This window comes from Limnobacter humi (genome assembly GCF_024518835.1).
Classification (GTDB): domain Bacteria; phylum Pseudomonadota; class Gammaproteobacteria; order Burkholderiales; family Burkholderiaceae_B; genus Limnobacter; species Limnobacter humi.
In genome coordinates, this window is sequence record NZ_JANIGO010000002.1 from 349,887 (window position 1) to 367,707 (window position 17,821).

Here is a 17,821-nt window from a genome sequence, read left to right on the forward strand (position 1 = left end):
TTTTGTCTACGTCAACTGATTTGTTAATGTTAAATCAGACGGTGCACACTGGGTGTGCAGTGGCGCACCAAGCAGAGGGCCAGCAAATCATGCAACTGCTCGTCGGTGGAATCGTCTGACAGAAAGTGCATGCCAGCAATGGACACCCAATGGCGGCGATCCAGCCGCGCCGGAGTATCTTGAATGATCACCAGCTGTGTGCCCGCTGCATATAAGTCCGCCAGTGTGTTCTGAATCAAATCGGAGGAGCGCTGGTAACTGGCACGGACCACCACAACCCCGATCCGGAGAAACTTTGCTGCATTGGCCAGTTCTTTTGCCGTGCCACGGGGCAATACCTCATGCTGCCCCCAGGTGCCAGCAGCAACAGCGCACAATTTCTTCAGCAGTTGTGTATTCGGCTCAAGAACAACGACGCCGATTGAATCGAGTGCTGCCGCCATGGTTAGCCTTTTGTCTAGGACAAGATAATGAATTGAACCACAGGACCTGTGAATGGGCAAGTCAAAAATGCTGTTCAAAGCATCCCGCATGGGACCGAATGTCCATGCTTTGTGTCAGACCCATCATAGCGGCCGTTGTTCCAGGGCCATCCCGTTAAAAATTGATTAATTCGGTCAATTCCAGGTTCTAGGGCCGTCTCGGGGTCCAGCCCCGTCAGTCTGGCAACTTCAGGTAAGGTTTAAGCAGCTCATGCAAACGCAATTCGGCACGCAGCGTTCGCAACGTCACCAGCACCCCCCCAATTCGCCGATGCAGGAAAATAATCTCCTGTGGCGGAATTTTGAAATGCTTGGACATCATTTTCAGTGCGGCGGTTTGTCCAACACGCGCCGGCAGGTCCGAAGGACCAAAGCAATAGGCGCCACCCGGGGTGTACAAATGCTCGGGAACACCCGGCGAAAATGGTTTGCGGAAAGGCTCCACGATCAACTCGGTCAAATCACCAAAACCCTCCAGCACAGACTGGGGCGTATTGGCATCCATCAAACCAATCTCCAGCACGCCCTCGGCAATCTCGGCCCGGTCGCGCAGCAGCGAGCCACGCACAATTTTTGCGTAGCTGTCCACAAACTGCGGTTCAAACGGACGTGTCGCCCCAAAGTCCAGGGTCACGATTTGATCATGTTCACCAGCAGGATCAATCCGAATGCGGTAGTTACCAAAGTGCGGATCGGTCTGAACCAGCTTCCAGTCAAAAAACTCGGTAACAAACAAATCAACAAACGCTTGAGCCAATTTGTTGCGTCTGGCCTGCGACAAAGCCTGCACTTGGGGCGACGAAACAGAATAACCGGGCTCATAACGGGTGGTTAACACCCGCTGTGCGCAAAACTCCGGGTAGACCTTGGGCACAATAAAGCGCGCATCAGTGGCCAACTGTTGGCTGAAAGTATCGGTGAACGCCTTTTCCTGCACATAGTCGCACTCACGCACCAGCATGTCGCGAAGCTCGTGAAACACCGGGGTTAGGTCCAACGCTTTCGGCGCCATGCGGGTGGCTGCAATCAAACGGGACAGCGTGCGGATGTCGGTGTCGATGGCGTCGGCCACACCTGGATACTGGATTTTGACCACCACGGTCTCGCCAGTTGCCTTGACGGTGGCCTTGTGGGCTTGCCCCAGCGATGCAGCAGCAATCGGCTTGCGCTCAATGTGGAGTTTCTGGATCACACCATGGCCCAAGGCTTGAATCAATTGGGGTTCAACAAAAGACCATGAAACGGCTGGTGTATTGTCCTGTAGCGATGCCAGTACCTCCACTGCCTCTTCCGGCAGAAAATACTGGCCGTACAGAGACAACATTTGCCCCGCCTTCATCACACTGCCCTTCAAACGCCCCAGTTCGTCAGCCAATTCACGGGCCTGCTGGCGATAAAAATCCCGATTGGCCTGGTCTTTGGACTCCCCACGGCGAAACAGGTTGCGCACAGTGTGCGACGCAATTTTGGCACCCGCGCCCACACCCATTTTGGTCAACGCGACATTGCGCTCAAACGCGCCAGTCTTGATGCGGTCGAGTTCGGAATCCTGATCAGTGGGTTTGGTTGGCTTGGCCATGTGCAGTGTTGAGAGCGGTTTCAAACAAATCGGGGGTATTGTAGTGCCCTGCCCTCGGTTGGGTCGGGAAAATCTCTTCTAAATTGCCGGGCCGCTGTGGATCAGCGCATCAATTTTCGCAAGGCGGTGGGCGTGAAATCCCCCGGTTTCACCGGTACATTGAACTCGGTTGGTGATTCTTCATTCTGAAAACCCGAGAACGCGGTTTTTCTCGCGTTGAAGTCATGCTGGATTTCTCCCGCACTGTACATGCCCGGTGCGTCATACGCTTGCATCAAGTACAACATTTTCACGCGCCACAACTCTCCTTTGTTGTCGTACTGGTCCATCAGGGCGACATACCAGCTGTCTTCATCGATGTACAAAGTTCGCTTGGAATACACATGCTCAGCGCCAGGTTTCAGTGTGCCCTCCACCACCCAGACGCGGTGAAGCTCAAACCGGGTCAGCTCGGGCTTCAAGAATGCGTCATTCAACATGGCCTCGTATTTCAGGGTTTTGTCCGTCAGGCGGTAATTGTTGTACGGAATCAGCATTTCCCGCTTACCGAGCAGCTTCCAGTCAAAACGTTCGGGAGATCCATTGAACCCGTAAATATCGTCCACCGTGCGTAACCCATCGGAATTGCCGGCCGGGGCAGCATGAGACAGCTCGGGTGCGCGAATGATGCGACGTTGCCCCGAGTTCACAACCCAGGCGGCGCGCTGTTCATCTTTGAAATTGAGCGTGTCGAGCACCAGAACGGCCTCGCCGGCCTGAGCGGAGGGCCGTGTGGTCTCGCCGATGAGACCAAAGAGAGTATTGCTTCCAGCCTTGCCAATGGCTGGCGCAAAAGCAATGGTGGCGCTGCTGGACACCGGGTTGGGCTTAACCCCTGCACCACTGACAAAACTCGCCGTGTGTACACGCACGGTTTGTGACGGCCTGCGCAGCAAGGTGTTCCAGATGGCTTCCAGGCCATTTTTGGGTTGAGGAAACGGCACGCTGCTGGATTGAATCCCCTGCAAAGCTAGGCCATCGGCTGAAAGGCGGACTTGTTTGGACTCTGCAGACACCGCATTCATCATCTCGGGACTGAATGCAGCTGTGCGTTGGCTTTTGTACACTGGAATGGCATAGCCTGGGTAGCGTTTGAGCAAGGCCTGCTGGCCAGGGGTGAGCAGGCTCATGTACTGAGCCTGGTTGGCTGATGTGATGGTGTACAGGGGCTTTTCCGATGCAAATGGATCCAGGTAACCTTTTTTGGGATCAAATCCGGCAGGCGCTTTGACCAGCCCCCCCGTCCAATCCGGAATGGTGCCTGCTGCATTGCCTTTCTGTTCCGCTCCCATCGGAGTCAATGGGCCTGATGGCAAACCCGGCGTTTGTGCATGCACGGCAAGACACATCACCATGAAGCCCAAGCACACCAGGGTTCGAAAGCTGTCGCCTGTTCGCATGTTTCCCCCAGCCAATTTGGTCGTGATCAATAGGTCATGGCCGAGGCAGATAGCACTCGGGTCAGGTGTGCACCCGCTGTGGTGCAGGATGCCAGTTCAGCCGCAAAATCCGATGGATTCAACACCTCACAAGCCAGTCCACGCTGCTGCATCAACTGCTGTACTTCACCGATGCTCGAAAAATGCAAATGGATTTTTCCACGCACAAAGGCACCCAGTGCAGCGGCAAAAGCCCGGCTGAGGAGGTCATCATTGTGCGAGGAAAAGTGCAGGTCGCTGAAATAAAAACCACGCTGAAATCCGGACAATGTCTGTCCAACCCGTGTCCACAAATCCAGCACGCTGGCGCGATCAAAATAATTGAGCAAACCCTCTGTGATAATGACCAAACCGCGCTCCGGATCCAGTTGCGCCGCCAAACCGGCCAGGCTGTGGACACCGTCGGTGGCAAACGCATCAATCACCTCAATGCGGTGGTAAGGGCACACGGCCAGGCGCTGCTCCAACAACTTTCGCTTTTGGGCCACCATGCCCGGTAGATCAGCCTCGATGTAGGTGATGTCGTCACCATACTCTTGCACAAACCGACTGCCGCGTGGTGACAAGCCGGCTGCAATTTCGAGCACTTGGGTGGCTTTGCCGCTGGTGATGGCTTGGTGCAATTGGCGGTCAATCAGGTCGTGGCGGGCCAGCAGGAAGTCCTGCAAGGTGGGGCCACCGAAGCTTCTGGACATCGCCATGGCCGGGCTCAATGCGGTGTACAAGGCCTTGGCGGGTAACGAGGCCAGCTCGGGCACTGAGCGGCCGCTTTCTTGCCAAACCTGCGCGGTGTACAACGCGGTGGGGCTGATGCGTGCAGCCGACATGAATTGTCGGGCAAAGCGGGGAAACAAGCTGGGAAACATCAGAGTGCAAGTTCCTTCAGATATTCCAGAGGAACCAGACGCAAAGCCGCCTCATGCGTGGCCTCCAACAATACGGGGGGTGCAAAACCTGCCTCGTAGGCTTCGAGCCAGCGCAGGGCACAGACACACCAACGGTCGCCGGGCTTCAAACCGGGGAAACGGTACTCAGGTCGAGGGGTCGACAGGTCGTTGCCCACGCTGAGCGAAAACGCCAAAAACTCTTCAGTGACCTTGGCGCACACCACATGGCGGCCCGTGTCCAAGGTGCCTGTTGAACAGCAACCATCCCGAAAAAACCCGGTGAGCGGTGCATAGGAGCAGGCCATCAAGTTGCCGCCCAACACGTTTCGGTCTTCGGCTTCAGGCAGATCGCTCATGTATCAACCCCGGGATGTTTTGGGAATAGGCACCACGGCCATCGTCAGGCGTGAAATGCAGCTGAGCTTGCCTGCATCGTCGCGCAGCTCAATGCTCCACACCTGCGAGGTGCGGCCGGCATGCAATAGCGTCGCTGTGCCAGTGACCGTGCCGGACCGAACACCGCGCAGGTGGTTGGCATTGACCTCCTGCCCAACACAGTAATACTGGCTGTTGTCCACCACCAGGTTGGCCCCCACGCTGCCCAATGTTTCGGCCAGCACCACATTGCACCCCCCGTGAACCAATCCAAATGGCTGGAAAGTGCGGGGCTCGGCGGGCATGGTGCCGCGAATGTAGTCAGGTCCGATCTCGGTGATTTGAATACCCAACGCTTCCAGTGCGGTATTTTTTCCACCCGCATTCATGGCGGCCAGGTCGGGGTTTGCAAACCAAATGGACGATTTTTCAGAGGCAGATTGAGTGGTCATGAACAGGCTCTTGTGGGTTGGTGTTGCTGGCCAGACAGCCAAACTTCACTTTACTGTAACGGAATTTCACAGTCTGAGAAGCGATTTGAGCTTGGAAGCTGTCGGTTTCAGGTTCAATGCCGTGGCCTGTTTAATCGCATCCACCCGCTGGACCAGTGCTGCGGCCGTGGTGTCGAAACCAGCACCTGCGTGCGCCAAAGCCACCACATTCCCGCTGGCACAGGGCGGCAGTACAAGGGCTTGACCGTCAAAAGCCTGCGTAAAACGGGATTGCCCAGCCTGGGTGTCCTTCTGCTTGCTCAAGACATTAACCACGCAATAGCCATTGGGGCTGAGGTGGTCTCGACATTGGGCATAAAACGCACTCGAGTTCAGTGGACCCACCTTGGCTTTGTGATCAAACCCATCCACCAAAATGAGGTCAAACTGTTCTGTTGATTGCGTCAGAAAATCGGCACCGCAGGCTACTTCAATGCGGAATGTGGGCGACTGTGGGGGCAACTTGAAATGCAGTTGAGCAGCCCCCACCACGGCTGGTTCAACCTCGACCGTTGTCACAACACACGATGGACGGTGTCGATGCAAAAACTTGGACAATGCGCCCACACCCAGACCAATCACCAACGCATTGCGGGGCCAATCTGCATCGGCCTGAAACAGCCATGGCGCCATCATTTCCCGGGTGTACTCCAGTTCCAACGCATACGGTCTGGCAATGCGCATGGCCCCCTGTACCCACTCCGAACCGAAATGCAGGTTGCGCACACCTTGGTCTTCGCTAATCACAATATCCACCGACACAACCACCTGACTTAAACCAGCGCACAGCATACCCCAGGCTGAGGAACAATCGGATCAATCGGCGCAGACCCACAAACACTGGCCCATTCGAACACCACTGCCCGGCGTAATGGATGGATGAAGTTGCCAGGTGGCGGGTACCAACAGGATGACGGTAGACCCGTGTTCAAACCATCCCAGCTCTTCACCCCGTTGCACAGCCTGGTTCAGCGACAAACTGGCTTGCCCTGCGTAGCTTTGGTTAAACAACAGGCCTGTGGCATGCAAGCGGATACCGGCCACCAGAATGGCGGCGACGGCGACCATGGCCACAGGCTCACCCTGTGAGCCCTTCAGGTGTAGCACTGCCCGTTCATTGCGGCAATACAATTTTTCCAGCCGTTTCACGGTGGGTGGATTGACATTGAAAGTATCGCCCTGGATGTAATCCACACGGGTCAGTTGTGCGGTGGTTGGCGCATGCAAGCGGTGGTATTGGCTCGCGCGAATCCGCAGCGTGATGAATTGGTGGTTGGCATAGCGTGCCGCAGTGTCTGGATGAATCAGCAACTCCTGCACGCTGTAGTCCAAGCCCTTGACCTGAAACAACTGGCCTTCTTGGATCAACCCGTGCGACACCACCTCGCCGTCGCAAGGAGACACGCCGTTGCCTGCCGGATCAACGGGACGTTGGCCAGGTTTCAAGGCCCGGGTAAAACAATCGTGAATGGATCGAAATTGCGTTTGGTTAGCCTCGTGCAGTTGCAGCGGGGTGATGCGATTCCAAGCCCACAAGGCGAGCCTCACGAAAAACGGTTGACGAATCTGGCTGATGCGACCCATGCAGCGGCTTGCTGCCAAACGGGGAATTCGGTTGGTCACCCAAAAATTGAGTGCGTCCAACCAGGAGTCAGGTTGGTTGTGTTGCATGCAGATCCGTGGGCCGCTTTCATCGGCCTGTCATTCGTTAAGGGTACAAACATACCGGTGCATTTTGACAAGACCGTGTATGGACTTCGACCTTTTGATGTGGCTGGCTGGCGCTGGCTCAGCGGGCTATTTGATCAACCTGGGGCATGAGCGACTGCAACTATCGCGGGCCAAGCACCCGGGCTTGGCTGGGCATGTGCGCATGGCCAAGCGCTTAAGCCGCTTAATGCCCTACTACGAACTCAAAGACCAGGCTTTTTTTGATTGTGACAGTGCAGATGCTGCCCTGGTGAATCAACGCAAAACCGGGTTTTTCAAATTGTCTGAACGGCTTGCGCAACGCGCCCCAGTGGGTGCGGTGCTCATGCGCGAGGCCATTCAAACCCTGTCGGATGCGCAATTCACCTACAAATACCGTGTGCCCTTCCAGTTTCGACACATGGTCAATGAACACCTGCAGCCTGTGCTGTTTTTGTCGAAGAGCGAGGGGGTGCGCGTGTGGGACGTGGACAACAATGCCTACATCGACTTGACCGGTGCCTATGGCACCAACCTGCTGGGCTATGACCACTACAAGCGGTTTATCGAAGAAGCCGCGAGCGAGATGCACACCTTGGGCCCCGTGCTGGGACCCTACCACCCAGTGGTGCTGGACAATGCACGCCGCATTTTAAGCATTGCCGGGCAGGATGAAATTTCATTCCACATGTCGGGCACCGAGGCGGTGATGCAAGCTGTTCGGCTGGCGCAGTACCACACCGGCAAGGAGAGATTGGTGCGGTTTGCAGGGGCCTACCATGGCTGGTGGGGCGATGTTCAACCCGGCGTGGGAAACCCGGTGACTGCCGACCGCACAATCACCTTGCAGGACCTGAGTGAACGCAGCCTGAAAGTGCTGGCCACCCGGCGCGACATTGCCTGTGTGCTGGTCAACCCATTGCAGGCGCTGCACCCCAACAGCAATGCGCCTGGTGACAGCGCGCTGTTAAACAGTGCGCGCAAGGCTGGCTACGACAAAGCAGCGTACACCGCCTGGCTACAGGCACTGCGACGGGTGTGCACCGACCGGGGCATTGTGTTGATTTTCGATGAGGTGTTTTTGGGTTTCAGGCTGGCCAAAGGCGGGGCGCAGGACTACTTCGGTGTGCGCGCCGACCTGGTGACCTATGGCAAAACGCTGGGGGGCGGTTTGCCAGTGGGCGTGCTGTGCGGCAAAACAGAATTGATGCGTCGTTACTCCAACCGAAAACCCGCCGACATCTGCTTTGCCCGGGGCACATTCAATTCGCACCCGTATGTGATGCACACCATGAACGCATTTTTGCGGTATTTGGATGCGCCAGAGGCGGCGGGCTTGTACAACAACCTGGATGCATTGTGGAATGGCCGGTGTGCACAGCTCAATCAACGCCTGAAAGCTGCCCAGTTGCCCGTGGAAGTCCGCAACATGGCCTCGGTGTGGACCATCGTGTATGCGCGTGCGTCCCGTTTCAACTGGATGTTCCAGTTTTACCTGCTAGATGCCGGCCTGCTGCTGAGTTGGGTTGGGTCCGGCCGCATGATTTTCAGCCACGCATTCAATGACATGGCGTTCGATGAGGTGTGTCAGCGATTTGTTCAAGCAGCCCTCGCCATGCAGGCCGATGGTTGGTGGGAGGCTGGCGAGGCCTGCAACACCAACCAGAAAATTCAACGGCGTGTGCTGCTGGAAAGCTGGCGCGCTTTCACGTCGTCCATGGGGTCGATGAGCTGGCCTTTCAACAGGTAAAACGGCGACTTGTAGTAGAGCTTCACATCGTGGAACGGGTCGGTCATGATTTTCAGTGCCCACACCAGGCCGGTTTCCACATCGCGAATAAAGAAAAGATGCAGTGTGCGGAACACCAAACCCGCAAAACCCAAATACAGCCAGCATTCGCCAACCGTGTGCACAAAACTTTGAATGTCGGGCTGTGTGGGTGGCAGACCAAAGGTGGATGGCGTAAACCAAATGAACGCAGGCAAAGCGACCCAAATGCTCAACAAAATAATTTTGCGGCGCAGGTTGTAGCCCACCTTGATGTCTTCTTTGTAGTCGTGGGTGGCCTGGTTCACCTCATCATAGCTTTTGGGCTCAAAGAAAAAATGGCCAATCTGGCGGCTGGTCATGGCCACCAGCCAGGCCACAAACGCTGCGGCAATCGGGTCCACAAACAACAGCACATAGCCGAATAAAAACGACAAGGCGCTGAGCAAATGGAGGCTTTGGTTGATGCGGCTGTGGTGGTAGTAACGGTGGTCGTCCCACCGCTGTTCTTGCAAGGTATTCAGAATGGATTTCATTCAGGCTGGCCCCATGGGGTTGGGTTGATCGGAGAGTTGAACTCAACTCCCCTTTATGCCAGCCGTATGTTGCGGGAATGTGATCAACGGCCCAGTTCAGAGCGGGCAATCATTTCCTTCATGATTTCGGATGTACCCGCGTAAATGGTTTGTACCCGTGCATCTGCAAAAAAGCGGGAAATCGGGTATTCCGCGGTATAGCCATAGCCACCAAACAGCTGCAGGCACTCGTGTGTCACTTTTACCTGCAATTCAGTTGAAGTCAGTTTGAGGATAGAGGCTTCTTCTGTGCTCATGACACCCGCCTTGAAGCGATGCAGGCACTGCTTCCAATAGGCTTTGGTCAACTCCAGTTGCGCCCGCAGCTCAGCCATTTTGAAGCGCGTATTTTGAAACTGCGACACCGATTGCCCAAATGCCTTGCGCTGTGTCACGTAGTCGACCGTGGCAGCCATGGCCCCTTCGCAAGCACCAATGGCCTGGGAACCGATGCCCAGTCGTTCACGCGGTAACTCCTGCATGAGGTGAATAAAGCCCTGGTTCAAACCGCCCAACACCGCACTGGCTGGCACGCGCAGGTTGTCGAAAAACAGTTCGGCCGTGTCGTTGCTGTGCTGCCCCATTTTTTGAATACCCTTGCCTTTCTTGAACCCTGGCAGCGAACTGTCCACCAAAAACAGGGTAATGCCTTTGGCACCTTTGCTGGGGTCTGTTTTGGCGGCCAGCACCAGCAAACCGCAATGCAGGCCGTTGGTGATGAATGTTTTGGAACCGTTGATGACGAATTCATCACCCTCGCGAACCGCGGTGGTGCGCATACCGGCCAGGTCACTGCCTGCACCAGGCTCGGTCATGCCGATGGAGCCCACCACCTCGCCTGTGATCATTTTGGGCAACCAATGGGCTTTTTGTTCCGGCGTACCCAGGTTGTTCACATAGGGAGCCACAATGTTGGCGTGCACGTTCAAGGCAGTGCTCAATGCGTGCAGATTCAGGCGGCAAGTTTCCTCCAGAATCATCTGGTTGACTTCAAACGGTGCCCCAGCGGCCCCATATTCTTCCGGCATGTCCGGTGCCAGCATGCCAGCAGCACCCAGCATCAGCCAGGCCTCCTTGGGCATCCAGCCATCTTTCTCCCATTGGTCGTAGTGGGGAATCACCTCTTTTTCAAGACAGCGCAGCAGCATGTCCCGAAACAGCGTGATGTCCTCTCCGGCCGTGTTGAACTGGTCCATGCCGCCCATGTTGTGTCTCCTTACTTGGCTGCCATGCGAATACCGCCATCCAGGCGAATGGTTTCGGCATTCAGATAGTTATTTTCCACCATGGTGACACACAGTTGACCATACTCTGCCGGGTCTCCAAAACGCTTGGGGTTCTGGACCATGGCGATCAGCGGTTGGCGGTACTCTTCTGACACCCCTTTCATCATCGGGGTATCGAAAATACCGGGAGCAATGGTGTTGACACGGATGCCGTAGCGCGACAGGTCACGGGCCATGGGCAAAGTCATACCCACCACACCCCCCTTGCTGGCGGAATAGGCACACTGGCCGGTCTGCCCGTCGAATGCAGCCACCGAAGCGGTATTAATCAGCACACCACGCTGGCCATCTGCATCGGGTGCATTTTTGGCCATTTCTTCAGCAGCCAGTCGGCAAATGTTGAAAGTGCCCACCAGGTTCACCTGAATGGTTTTGTTAAAGGCTTCCAGCGGCAAGGCCTTGCTGTCCCGGTCCAGAATTTTGGATGCAGTGCCCACACCGGCGCAATTCACCGCCACATGAATGGCACCAAAAGCAGCCATCGTGGCTGCAATGCCTGCGGTTGCTGAATCGGCATCGGCCACGTTTACTTTCTGGAAAATCACCCGGCCTGGGTGCGCGTCCGCGACAGCCTGGCCTGCGGCCTCGTTCATGTCGAATACAGCCACGTTGGCACCCTTGGCCAAGAAGGCTTCTACTGTGGCCAAACCCAGGCCAGACGCACCACCCGTGACCACGGCAACCGCATTGTCGAGTTTCATGACATGTCTCCTGCACACTGTTTTGAATGCCGAAAGCGTACCGCAGATTTGGGTGTTGCAGCACCAGAAAAACAAACGAACGTTCGTTTTTTTGAAATGTTGTGATGCTTATGACGCCCGCTCGACACCCGGCAATTCGCGCAGACACAAATCCTGGACCAAGTGAACAAAGTCAAGCACATACGCTTTGCCGGCCAACGCTTTGGGCACAGCGGCGTACAACGTGGACATCAACCCATGTTTGCCCAACCGGACCTGGGCCACATAACCCCGTTCCACATAGCTTTGCACCGCCCAGGCGGGCAATGCGGACACGCCCCGGCGGCTGGCCACCAGTTGCAACAGGGCCACGGTCAGTTCACTGGTTCGCCGGGCGGGCTCTACACCGGCAGGCTTCAAAAAGAGACGAACGACATCCAACATGTCATCGGGCACCGGATAAGTGATCAGGGTCTGGTTTTTAAAGTCCGATGGGCGAAGATAAGCGCGCTCAGCCAACTTGGAATCGGCTGGCACCACGGCCACCATTTCAAATTTGAACAATGGGAACAGCGTGACACCCTCTTCCGCGCCATCCTCAGAGACGATGGCCAATTCAGCCGCCGATTGGTGGATCAAACCCACCGGGTCTGCATGAAAGCCCGACACAATGTCCAGCTCCACCTCGGGCCAGCGGCTTCGATAGTGGTCCATGGCCGGCATCAACCAGTCAAAGCAGGTGTGGCATTCAACAGCAACGCGCAAGGGTCCACCCGCGCCCTCTTTCAGTTGGCGAATGCCCAGTTCGCAACTGTCCACTTCGGCCAACACCGTGTGGGCTAGGTTCAGCAAAGTTTGACCCAACACGGTGAAGCGGGTTTGGCCACCTTGCTTGTACAGCAGCTCCTCCCCGACCCAATCCTCCAATGCCTTCACTTGGTGCGACACCGCTGACTGCGTAATGCACAACACATCGGCCGCACGGGACAAGCTGCCCGTTTCTTCAATGGCTTTCAAGGTTCGGAGGTGGCGTAGTTCAAGCATGGCTTCATACATGAATTTCATTCATGTTTTTTGTGAATATTTATCGTTTGAATAATATACCGATTCGCATGACCATGCAGCTTCTGATTCAAATTCCCTTGAGCACACCATGATCAAATCCCATGTTTTAGGTTTTCCCCGTGTTGGAGAACACCGTGAGTTGAAATTTGCGCTGGAATCATTCTGGAAAGGCGACAGCGATGAGCAAGCCCTGCTGGCGGTCGCCCGCGGCCTGCGCAAGCGGCATTGGCAGGCACAAATCGCAGCAGGCCTGGACTTCATGACTGTGGGTGATTTCACCCTGTACGACCATGTGGCCGACCACATTCAGTTGCTAGGTTGTGAACCCACGCGGTTTGGGTTTACCGAAAACCAAACCGCGCTGGAACGCTATTTCGGCATGGTACGAGGCAAGTCAGGCCATGTGGACACCCATGCGCTCGAAATGACCAAGTGGTTTGACACCAACTACCATTACATGGTGCCGGAGTTTTCGCCATCCACCCAGTTCACCTTGCATGCCAGCCGTTTGCTGGAGCAAATTGAAGAGGCCCGTTCTCTGGCGCATCCGATCAAGGTCAGCCTGGTGGGGCCATTGACCTTTCTCTGGCTGGGAAAATCGAAGGCGCTGGGGTTTGACCGACTTGCGTTGCTCGACCAACTGGTGCCCGTGTATGCACAACTGCTCAGCCAATTGGCCAAAGCCGGGGTGAGCTGGGTACAACTGGACGAACCTGTGCTGGGCTTGGACCTCCCGTCTGAGTGGATTGCACGTTGCGAGTCAGCCTACCAACCGCTGAAATCGACCGGCGTCAAAGTGCTCTTGGCAACCTACTTCTCAAGCACACAGGGCCACACCAGCCTGCTGTGCAAACTACCCGTAGACGGGCTCCATGTCGACTGCTGTCGCGCTTTGGAGGACCTTCCCCAAGTGCTGGATTGGTTACCCAATTACAAGGTGCTGTCATTGGGTGTGGTGGATGGTCGAAATATTTGGGCCACGGACCTGGACCGAGCTCACAGCATGATCCAGCAGGCCTTTGACAGCGGCAAAGGCGAAGTGTGGATTGCGCCCAGTTGTTCTTTGCTGCATGTGCCTTATCGCTTGAGCAACGACGCAAGCATTCGGGACGAAGTGCGGCCCTGGCTGGCAGGCGTGCATGAAAAGCTGGATGAATTGAAATTGCTCAAAATGCGGGTTGAAGCCCACCTGGGCAAAACCAACTGGGACACCGCACAAGCCCAGCTTTGGCAAGCACACCAGACCCGGGTTCACCAACGTCAACAAAGCCCGCTGGTACACAACCCGGCTGTGCGAACGCGCCTGGCTGAATTGCCAGCCGGTGTTGACCAGCGCTCAAGCCACTTCAACACCCGGCAAGCCAAACAACAGGACAAGTTCAATTTGCCCATGTTGCCAACCACCACGATTGGTTCTTTTCCGCAAACAGCCAATATTCGTCATTTGCGGGCGCGTTTTCGGAAAGGTGAACTGGACCGCCATCAATACTGGCAAGGTATTCAACAGGAAATTCGTCAGGCCGTGGAATTTCAAGAGCGCATTGGGCTCGACGTGTTGGTGCACGGCGAAGCCGAGCGCAATGACATGGTGGAATACTTCGGTGAGCAGCTGGAGGGTTTCACATTCAGTGCCAATGGCTGGGTTCAGTCCTATGGATCGCGGTGTGTCAAACCACCCATTCTGTTTGGTGACGTTAGCCGACCGAATCCCATGACAGTGGATGTGACCCGCTTTGCGCAAAGCCTCACAGACAAGCCCATGAAAGGCATGCTCACCGGTCCAGTGACCATTTTGCAATGGAGCTTTGTGCGGGATGACCAGCCGCGCAGTGATACCGCCTTGCAAATTGCCCTGGCCGTGCGTGATGAAGTGTGTGATTTGGAAGCGGCTGGTATCGGCATGATTCAAATCGATGAGCCCGCCTTCCGGGAAGGTTTGCCACTGAGAACATCCCGCTGGAAAGAATACCTGCAATGGGCCGCCAGGGCTTTCCGGATCAGTGCCAGTGGCGTGGCCGACGAAACCCAAATTCACACCCACATGTGTTACTCGGAATTCAATGACATCCTGCCGGACATCGCTGCACTGGATGCTGACGTGATCACGATTGAGACCAGCCGCTCAGACATGGAATTGTTGCGCGGCTTTGGGGAGTTTGCCTACCCCAATGAAATCGGACCCGGGGTGTACGACATTCATTCACCCAGGGTACCCAAAAAAGCGGAACTGGTTCGTCTCATCCAAAAAGCCATCGAGGTGATTCCAGCCCGCAATCTGTGGATCAACCCGGATTGCGGGCTCAAAACCCGTGCCTGGGCAGAAACCGAGCAAGCATTGAAAGTGATGGTGGAAGCCACGGCGGACACCCGGGCTTTGCTCAACACCTGAAAGCGTGTTGAGCGGGTCAGCAAAACCGCTGGGTTTCACGTTCATAGGGCTTTTGGTCACGATTTTGCGTGGACAATAATCCCCAAAAGCATTGAACCGTGGAGCCCAAACATGTCTGTTGACCCAATTGTGATCGTTTCTGCCGCCCGCACACCCATGGGCGGTTTTCAGGGTAGTCTGTCTGCCCTGCCCGCTGCGGACCTGGGTGCCCACGCGATTGCCGCTGCGCTAAAGCGCACTGGGCACCCCACCCTGTCAGAGTGCGTGGATGAAGTCATCATGGGCTGTGTATTGCCTGCAGGCCAAGGCCAGGCACCAGCCCGCCAGGCAGCCCTGGGGGCTGGTTTGCCATTGGATGCAGCATGCACCACCGTGAACAAGATGTGCGGCTCGGGCATGAAAGCCCTGATGCTGGCGCACGATGGCCTGATGGCGGGCAGCAGCACCGTGGCGGTGGCCGGTGGTATGGAAAGCATGAGCAATGCACCTTACCTGCTGCCCAAAGCCCGGGCTGGCTTGCGCATGGGCCATGGGCAAGTGCTGGACCACATGTTTCTCGATGGACTGGAAGACGCCTACGAACGCGGCCGTTTGATGGGCACCTTTGCTGAAGAATGCGCAGACCAATATCGGTTTACACGGCAAGCCCAGGATGAGTTTGCGATGCGCTCCCTACAGCGGGCCAAAGACGCAATTGAACAAGGCCACTTTGCCTGGGAGGTTGCGCCGATTGACGTGCCTGGTCGGAAAGGCACCGACACAGTCTCCGTGGATGAACAACCGTTGAAGGCAGACCCTGCCAAGGTCAGTCAACTCAAACCCGCCTTCCGGCGTGATGGTGGTACAGTCACTGCCGCCAACAGTTCATCGATTTCTGACGGTGCCGCCGCCTTGGTTTTGATGCGTCACAGCACCGCAAAATCCATGGGTTTGCAGCCTGTGGCCGAAATACTGGGCCATGCCAGCCATGCCCAAAAGCCCAGTCTGTTCACCACAGCACCGGTGGGTGCCATTCAAAAACTGTTTGCCAAAACGGGTTTGCAGGCTCAACAAGTGGACCTGTATGAAATCAACGAAGCCTTTGCCGTGGTGACCATGGCCGCCATGCACGACTTGAACTTGCCGGCAGACAAAGTGAATATTCACGGTGGTGCGTGCGCATTGGGCCACCCGATTGGTGCCAGTGGTGCACGCATTGTGTGCACCTTGCTGGGCGCATTGAAACGAACGGGCGGAAAAACCGGCGTGGCCAGCCTGTGCATCGGTGGTGGTGAAGCAACCGCCATGGCCATCCGCCTGCTGGATGCCTGATGCAAAGCGTTGTTTACTTCCTGCTGGCTGCCGCCCTGGCTGTGCCGCTGTTCAAGCGGCTTGGCTTGGGCGCCATTCTGGGCTACCTGGTGGCTGGCGTGGTGATTGGTCCCCAGGTGCTTGGCTTAATCGGCGACCCTGAAAAAGTACTGCACCTCTCTGAGATTGGCGTCATTCTGCTGCTGTTCGTGATTGGCCTTGAACTAGAGCCAGCCAAACTGTGGGCCATGCGCAGCCAGGTCTTGCTATTGGGCACTGGCCAGTTGGCCGCCACCGCCGCCGTGGTGTACGCGGTCCTGGTGTATTTGTTCGAAATGAAATCCAATGGCGCCTTGGTGATTGCACTGGCGCTGGGCTTATCGTCCACCGCCTTTGCCGTGCAGCTCATGGCAGACAAGGGCATGCTGGGCAATGAAGACGGTCGACGCGGTTTCTCGATTTTGCTGTTTCAAGACCTTGCCGTGGTGCCCATTCTGTTTGTTGTTCAAGCAGTGGCCCCGGTTGAGTTGAACGACAAAGAACTGGCCTGGTGGATTGCACCCACCACGATTCTCGGGCTGGTGGTGTTTGCACGCTTCCTGATCAACCCCATCCTCAACCTGTTGTCTCGCTATGGTGGCCGGGAAATCATGACCGTGGTGGCCCTGCTGATTGTTCTGGGCGCAGCCACCATCATGGAAAAAGTCCAACTCTCGATGGGTCTGGGTGCGTTCATGGCTGGATTGATGCTGGCGAACTCGTCCTTTCGCCATCAATTGGAGGCCGATGTTGAACCCTTCAAAGGTTTAAGCCTGGGGCTGTTTTTTATTTCCATCGGCTTGACCTTGGACCTCAAACTGCTGGCCCATTCACCCATCACAGTGGCTTTTGGAACACTGGGGCTGATGGCGCTGAAAACCACCGTCATCATTGGTCTTGTCATGTTGGCGCGCGTGCCGTTTCCACGGGCGCTAATGTTGGGCCTGATGTTGTGCCAGGGCGGTGAATTTGGTTTTGTCATCATGGCGCAAGCTGCCGCCCAAAAACTGCTGCCAGCCTCCACAGCCGACATGGTCAACCTGATGGTGGGTCTATCCATGGCACTGACTGCACCGGCCGTGTTGTGGTTTGACCGGTTTACCGACAAGCAAATTGCCAAAGACCCTCAACAACAGGCCAAATTTGATTCACAAGAATCGGAGGTACTCATTCTCGGTTTTGGTCGCTTCGGTCAGGTCACTGGCCGCATTCTGGCGGCCAACCAAATCCGCTTTACCGCGCTGGACAAAGACGCAGACCACATTGAATTTGTGAAGAAATTCGGCAATCTGGTGTACTTCGGTGATGCAGCACGACGCGAAGTGATTGAAGCCGCTGGTATATCCCGGGTGCGTGTGGTGGTGGTGGCCATTGATGAGCCCCAAACCGCCAAAAACCTGGTTGAGTACATTGCAACCCAATACCCCAAGCTCACCATCATAGCGCGAGCCCACAATCGAGTGGACTATGTGGCGCTGAAGAAAGCCGGGGCTCACCACGTGATTCGCGAGCTGTTTGGCGGTGCGCTGGAAGCTGCAACGGACACCCTGAACGCCTTGGGATACAGCGATGGCGCAGCCATTCGGGCCGCCGAAGTATTTCGCAAACACGACGAGGACATGCTGAATCGTTTGAACACGGTGCAGGACGACCCTGCCAAACTGATTGAGCTGGGCTTGAAGGGACGACAGGAGCTGGAGGATATTTTCCGGCAAGACCAGACCATCGGTGGCAGGCACTGAACACAC

General features: G+C 56.0%; 16 protein-coding genes. 4 read left to right on the top strand and 12 right to left on the bottom strand.

All coding sequences use genetic code 11. The features are described from left to right. Positions 1-29 precede the first annotated feature (29 nt). The 8 genes from NQT62_RS06680 to asd all read right to left on the bottom strand — a co-directional run bounded on the left by NQT62_RS06680 (position 30) and on the right by asd (position 6,963). Positions 30-443, bottom strand: a complete 414-nt coding sequence (locus NQT62_RS06680) for a hypothetical protein (protein ID WP_256763877.1) — start codon at positions 441-443, stop codon at positions 30-32. A 214-nt stretch (positions 444-657) separates the two neighbouring features. Beyond that, positions 658-2,061 (bottom strand): ABC1 kinase family protein, encoded by a 1,404-nt coding sequence (locus NQT62_RS06685; RefSeq protein WP_256763878.1) that lies wholly within the window; start codon positions 2,059-2,061, stop codon positions 658-660. A gap of 101 nt (positions 2,062-2,162) precedes the next feature. Beyond that, complete coding sequence (locus tag NQT62_RS06690) at positions 2,163-3,500, bottom strand: DUF1329 domain-containing protein (RefSeq protein WP_256763879.1); 1,338 nt, start codon at positions 3,498-3,500, stop codon at positions 2,163-2,165. 26 nt (positions 3,501-3,526) lie between these two features. Further along, complete coding sequence (locus NQT62_RS06695) at positions 3,527-4,405, bottom strand: class I SAM-dependent methyltransferase (protein WP_256763880.1); 879 nt, start codon at positions 4,403-4,405, stop codon at positions 3,527-3,529. Beyond that, on the bottom strand, positions 4,405-4,782 hold the full coding sequence (locus tag NQT62_RS06700) for a DUF2237 family protein (RefSeq protein WP_256763882.1): 378 nt from the start codon (positions 4,780-4,782) through the stop codon (positions 4,405-4,407). The genes NQT62_RS06695 and NQT62_RS06700 overlap by 1 nt, the downstream gene beginning before the upstream one ends. A 3-nt stretch (positions 4,783-4,785) precedes the next feature. After that, a complete protein-coding gene (locus NQT62_RS06705) occupies positions 4,786-5,253 on the bottom strand; it encodes a hotdog fold thioesterase (RefSeq protein WP_256763884.1) in 468 nt (155 codons plus the stop codon). A 66-nt stretch (positions 5,254-5,319) separates the two neighbouring features. After that, on the bottom strand, positions 5,320-6,048 hold the full coding sequence (locus NQT62_RS06710) for a fused MFS/spermidine synthase (RefSeq protein WP_256763886.1): 729 nt from the start codon (positions 6,046-6,048) through the stop codon (positions 5,320-5,322). A 60-nt stretch (positions 6,049-6,108) separates the two neighbouring features. Then, on the bottom strand, positions 6,109-6,963 hold the full coding sequence (gene asd, locus NQT62_RS06715; RefSeq protein WP_256763887.1) for an archaetidylserine decarboxylase: 855 nt from the start codon (positions 6,961-6,963) through the stop codon (positions 6,109-6,111). Between the two features lie 79 nt (positions 6,964-7,042). Here asd and NQT62_RS06720 point away from each other — a divergent pair, with 79 nt between their 5' ends. Then, positions 7,043-8,731 carry an aminotransferase class III-fold pyridoxal phosphate-dependent enzyme gene (locus tag NQT62_RS06720; RefSeq protein WP_256763889.1) on the top strand — a complete coding sequence of 563 codons (1,689 nt, stop codon included), beginning with the start codon at positions 7,043-7,045 and terminating at the stop codon, positions 8,729-8,731. Here the strand turns inward: NQT62_RS06720 and NQT62_RS06725 are convergent. The 4 genes from NQT62_RS06725 to NQT62_RS06740 form a co-directional block, all read right to left on the bottom strand. Continuing rightward, positions 8,653-9,285, bottom strand: coding sequence for a hypothetical protein (locus NQT62_RS06725; RefSeq protein WP_256763891.1), 633 nt, complete (start codon positions 9,283-9,285; stop codon positions 8,653-8,655). The two genes, NQT62_RS06720 and NQT62_RS06725, sit on opposite strands and share 79 nt — an antisense overlap. Positions 9,286-9,368: 83 nt before the next feature. Next, on the bottom strand, positions 9,369-10,529 hold the full coding sequence (locus NQT62_RS06730) for an acyl-CoA dehydrogenase family protein (protein ID WP_256763892.1): 1,161 nt from the start codon (positions 10,527-10,529) through the stop codon (positions 9,369-9,371). An 11-nt stretch (positions 10,530-10,540) separates the two neighbouring features. Then, positions 10,541-11,311, bottom strand: a complete 771-nt coding sequence (locus NQT62_RS06735) for an SDR family NAD(P)-dependent oxidoreductase (protein WP_256763893.1) — start codon at positions 11,309-11,311, stop codon at positions 10,541-10,543. Between the two features lie 108 nt (positions 11,312-11,419). Beyond that, positions 11,420-12,346 carry a LysR family transcriptional regulator gene (locus NQT62_RS06740; RefSeq protein ID WP_256764423.1) on the bottom strand — a complete coding sequence of 309 codons (927 nt, stop codon included), beginning with the start codon at positions 12,344-12,346 and terminating at the stop codon, positions 11,420-11,422. A gap of 97 nt (positions 12,347-12,443) precedes the next feature. Here NQT62_RS06740 and metE point away from each other — a divergent pair, with 97 nt between their 5' ends. From metE to NQT62_RS06755, 3 genes are all read left to right on the top strand, one after another. Beyond that, positions 12,444-14,744, top strand: a complete 2,301-nt coding sequence (gene metE, locus NQT62_RS06745) for a 5-methyltetrahydropteroyltriglutamate--homocysteine S-methyltransferase (protein ID WP_256763894.1) — start codon at positions 12,444-12,446, stop codon at positions 14,742-14,744. Between the two features lie 111 nt (positions 14,745-14,855). After that, on the top strand, positions 14,856-16,055 hold the full coding sequence (locus NQT62_RS06750; protein WP_256763895.1) for an acetyl-CoA C-acyltransferase: 1,200 nt from the start codon (positions 14,856-14,858) through the stop codon (positions 16,053-16,055). Beyond that, a complete protein-coding gene (locus NQT62_RS06755) occupies positions 16,055-17,815 on the top strand; it encodes a monovalent cation:proton antiporter-2 (CPA2) family protein (protein WP_256763896.1) in 1,761 nt (586 codons plus the stop codon). The genes NQT62_RS06750 and NQT62_RS06755 overlap by 1 nt, the downstream gene beginning before the upstream one ends. Positions 17,816-17,821: the final 6 nt, after the last annotated feature.

Coding starts and splice junctions, on each gene's coding strand:
- NQT62_RS06680 (WP_256763877.1), bottom strand. CDS start 443: ATGGCGGCAGCACTCGATTCAATCGGCGTCGTTGTTCTTGAGCCGAAT.
- NQT62_RS06685 (WP_256763878.1), bottom strand. CDS start 2,061: ATGGCCAAGCCAACCAAACCCACTGATCAGGATTCCGAACTCGACCGC.
- NQT62_RS06690 (WP_256763879.1), bottom strand. CDS start 3,500: ATGCGAACAGGCGACAGCTTTCGAACCCTGGTGTGCTTGGGCTTCATG.
- NQT62_RS06695 (WP_256763880.1), bottom strand. CDS start 4,405: ATGTTTCCCAGCTTGTTTCCCCGCTTTGCCCGACAATTCATGTCGGCT.
- NQT62_RS06700 (WP_256763882.1), bottom strand. CDS start 4,782: ATGAGCGATCTGCCTGAAGCCGAAGACCGAAACGTGTTGGGCGGCAAC.
- NQT62_RS06705 (WP_256763884.1), bottom strand. CDS start 5,253: ATGACCACTCAATCTGCCTCTGAAAAATCGTCCATTTGGTTTGCAAAC.
- asd (WP_256763887.1), bottom strand. CDS start 6,963: ATGCAACACAACCAACCTGACTCCTGGTTGGACGCACTCAATTTTTGG.
- NQT62_RS06720 (WP_256763889.1), top strand. CDS start 7,043: ATGGACTTCGACCTTTTGATGTGGCTGGCTGGCGCTGGCTCAGCGGGC.
- NQT62_RS06725 (WP_256763891.1), bottom strand. CDS start 9,285: ATGAAATCCATTCTGAATACCTTGCAAGAACAGCGGTGGGACGACCAC.
- NQT62_RS06730 (WP_256763892.1), bottom strand. CDS start 10,529: ATGGGCGGCATGGACCAGTTCAACACGGCCGGAGAGGACATCACGCTG.
- NQT62_RS06735 (WP_256763893.1), bottom strand. CDS start 11,311: ATGAAACTCGACAATGCGGTTGCCGTGGTCACGGGTGGTGCGTCTGGC.
- NQT62_RS06740 (WP_256764423.1), bottom strand. CDS start 12,346: ATGTATGAAGCCATGCTTGAACTACGCCACCTCCGAACCTTGAAAGCC.
- metE (WP_256763894.1), top strand. CDS start 12,444: ATGATCAAATCCCATGTTTTAGGTTTTCCCCGTGTTGGAGAACACCGT.
- NQT62_RS06750 (WP_256763895.1), top strand. CDS start 14,856: ATGTCTGTTGACCCAATTGTGATCGTTTCTGCCGCCCGCACACCCATG.
- NQT62_RS06755 (WP_256763896.1), top strand. CDS start 16,055: ATGCAAAGCGTTGTTTACTTCCTGCTGGCTGCCGCCCTGGCTGTGCCG.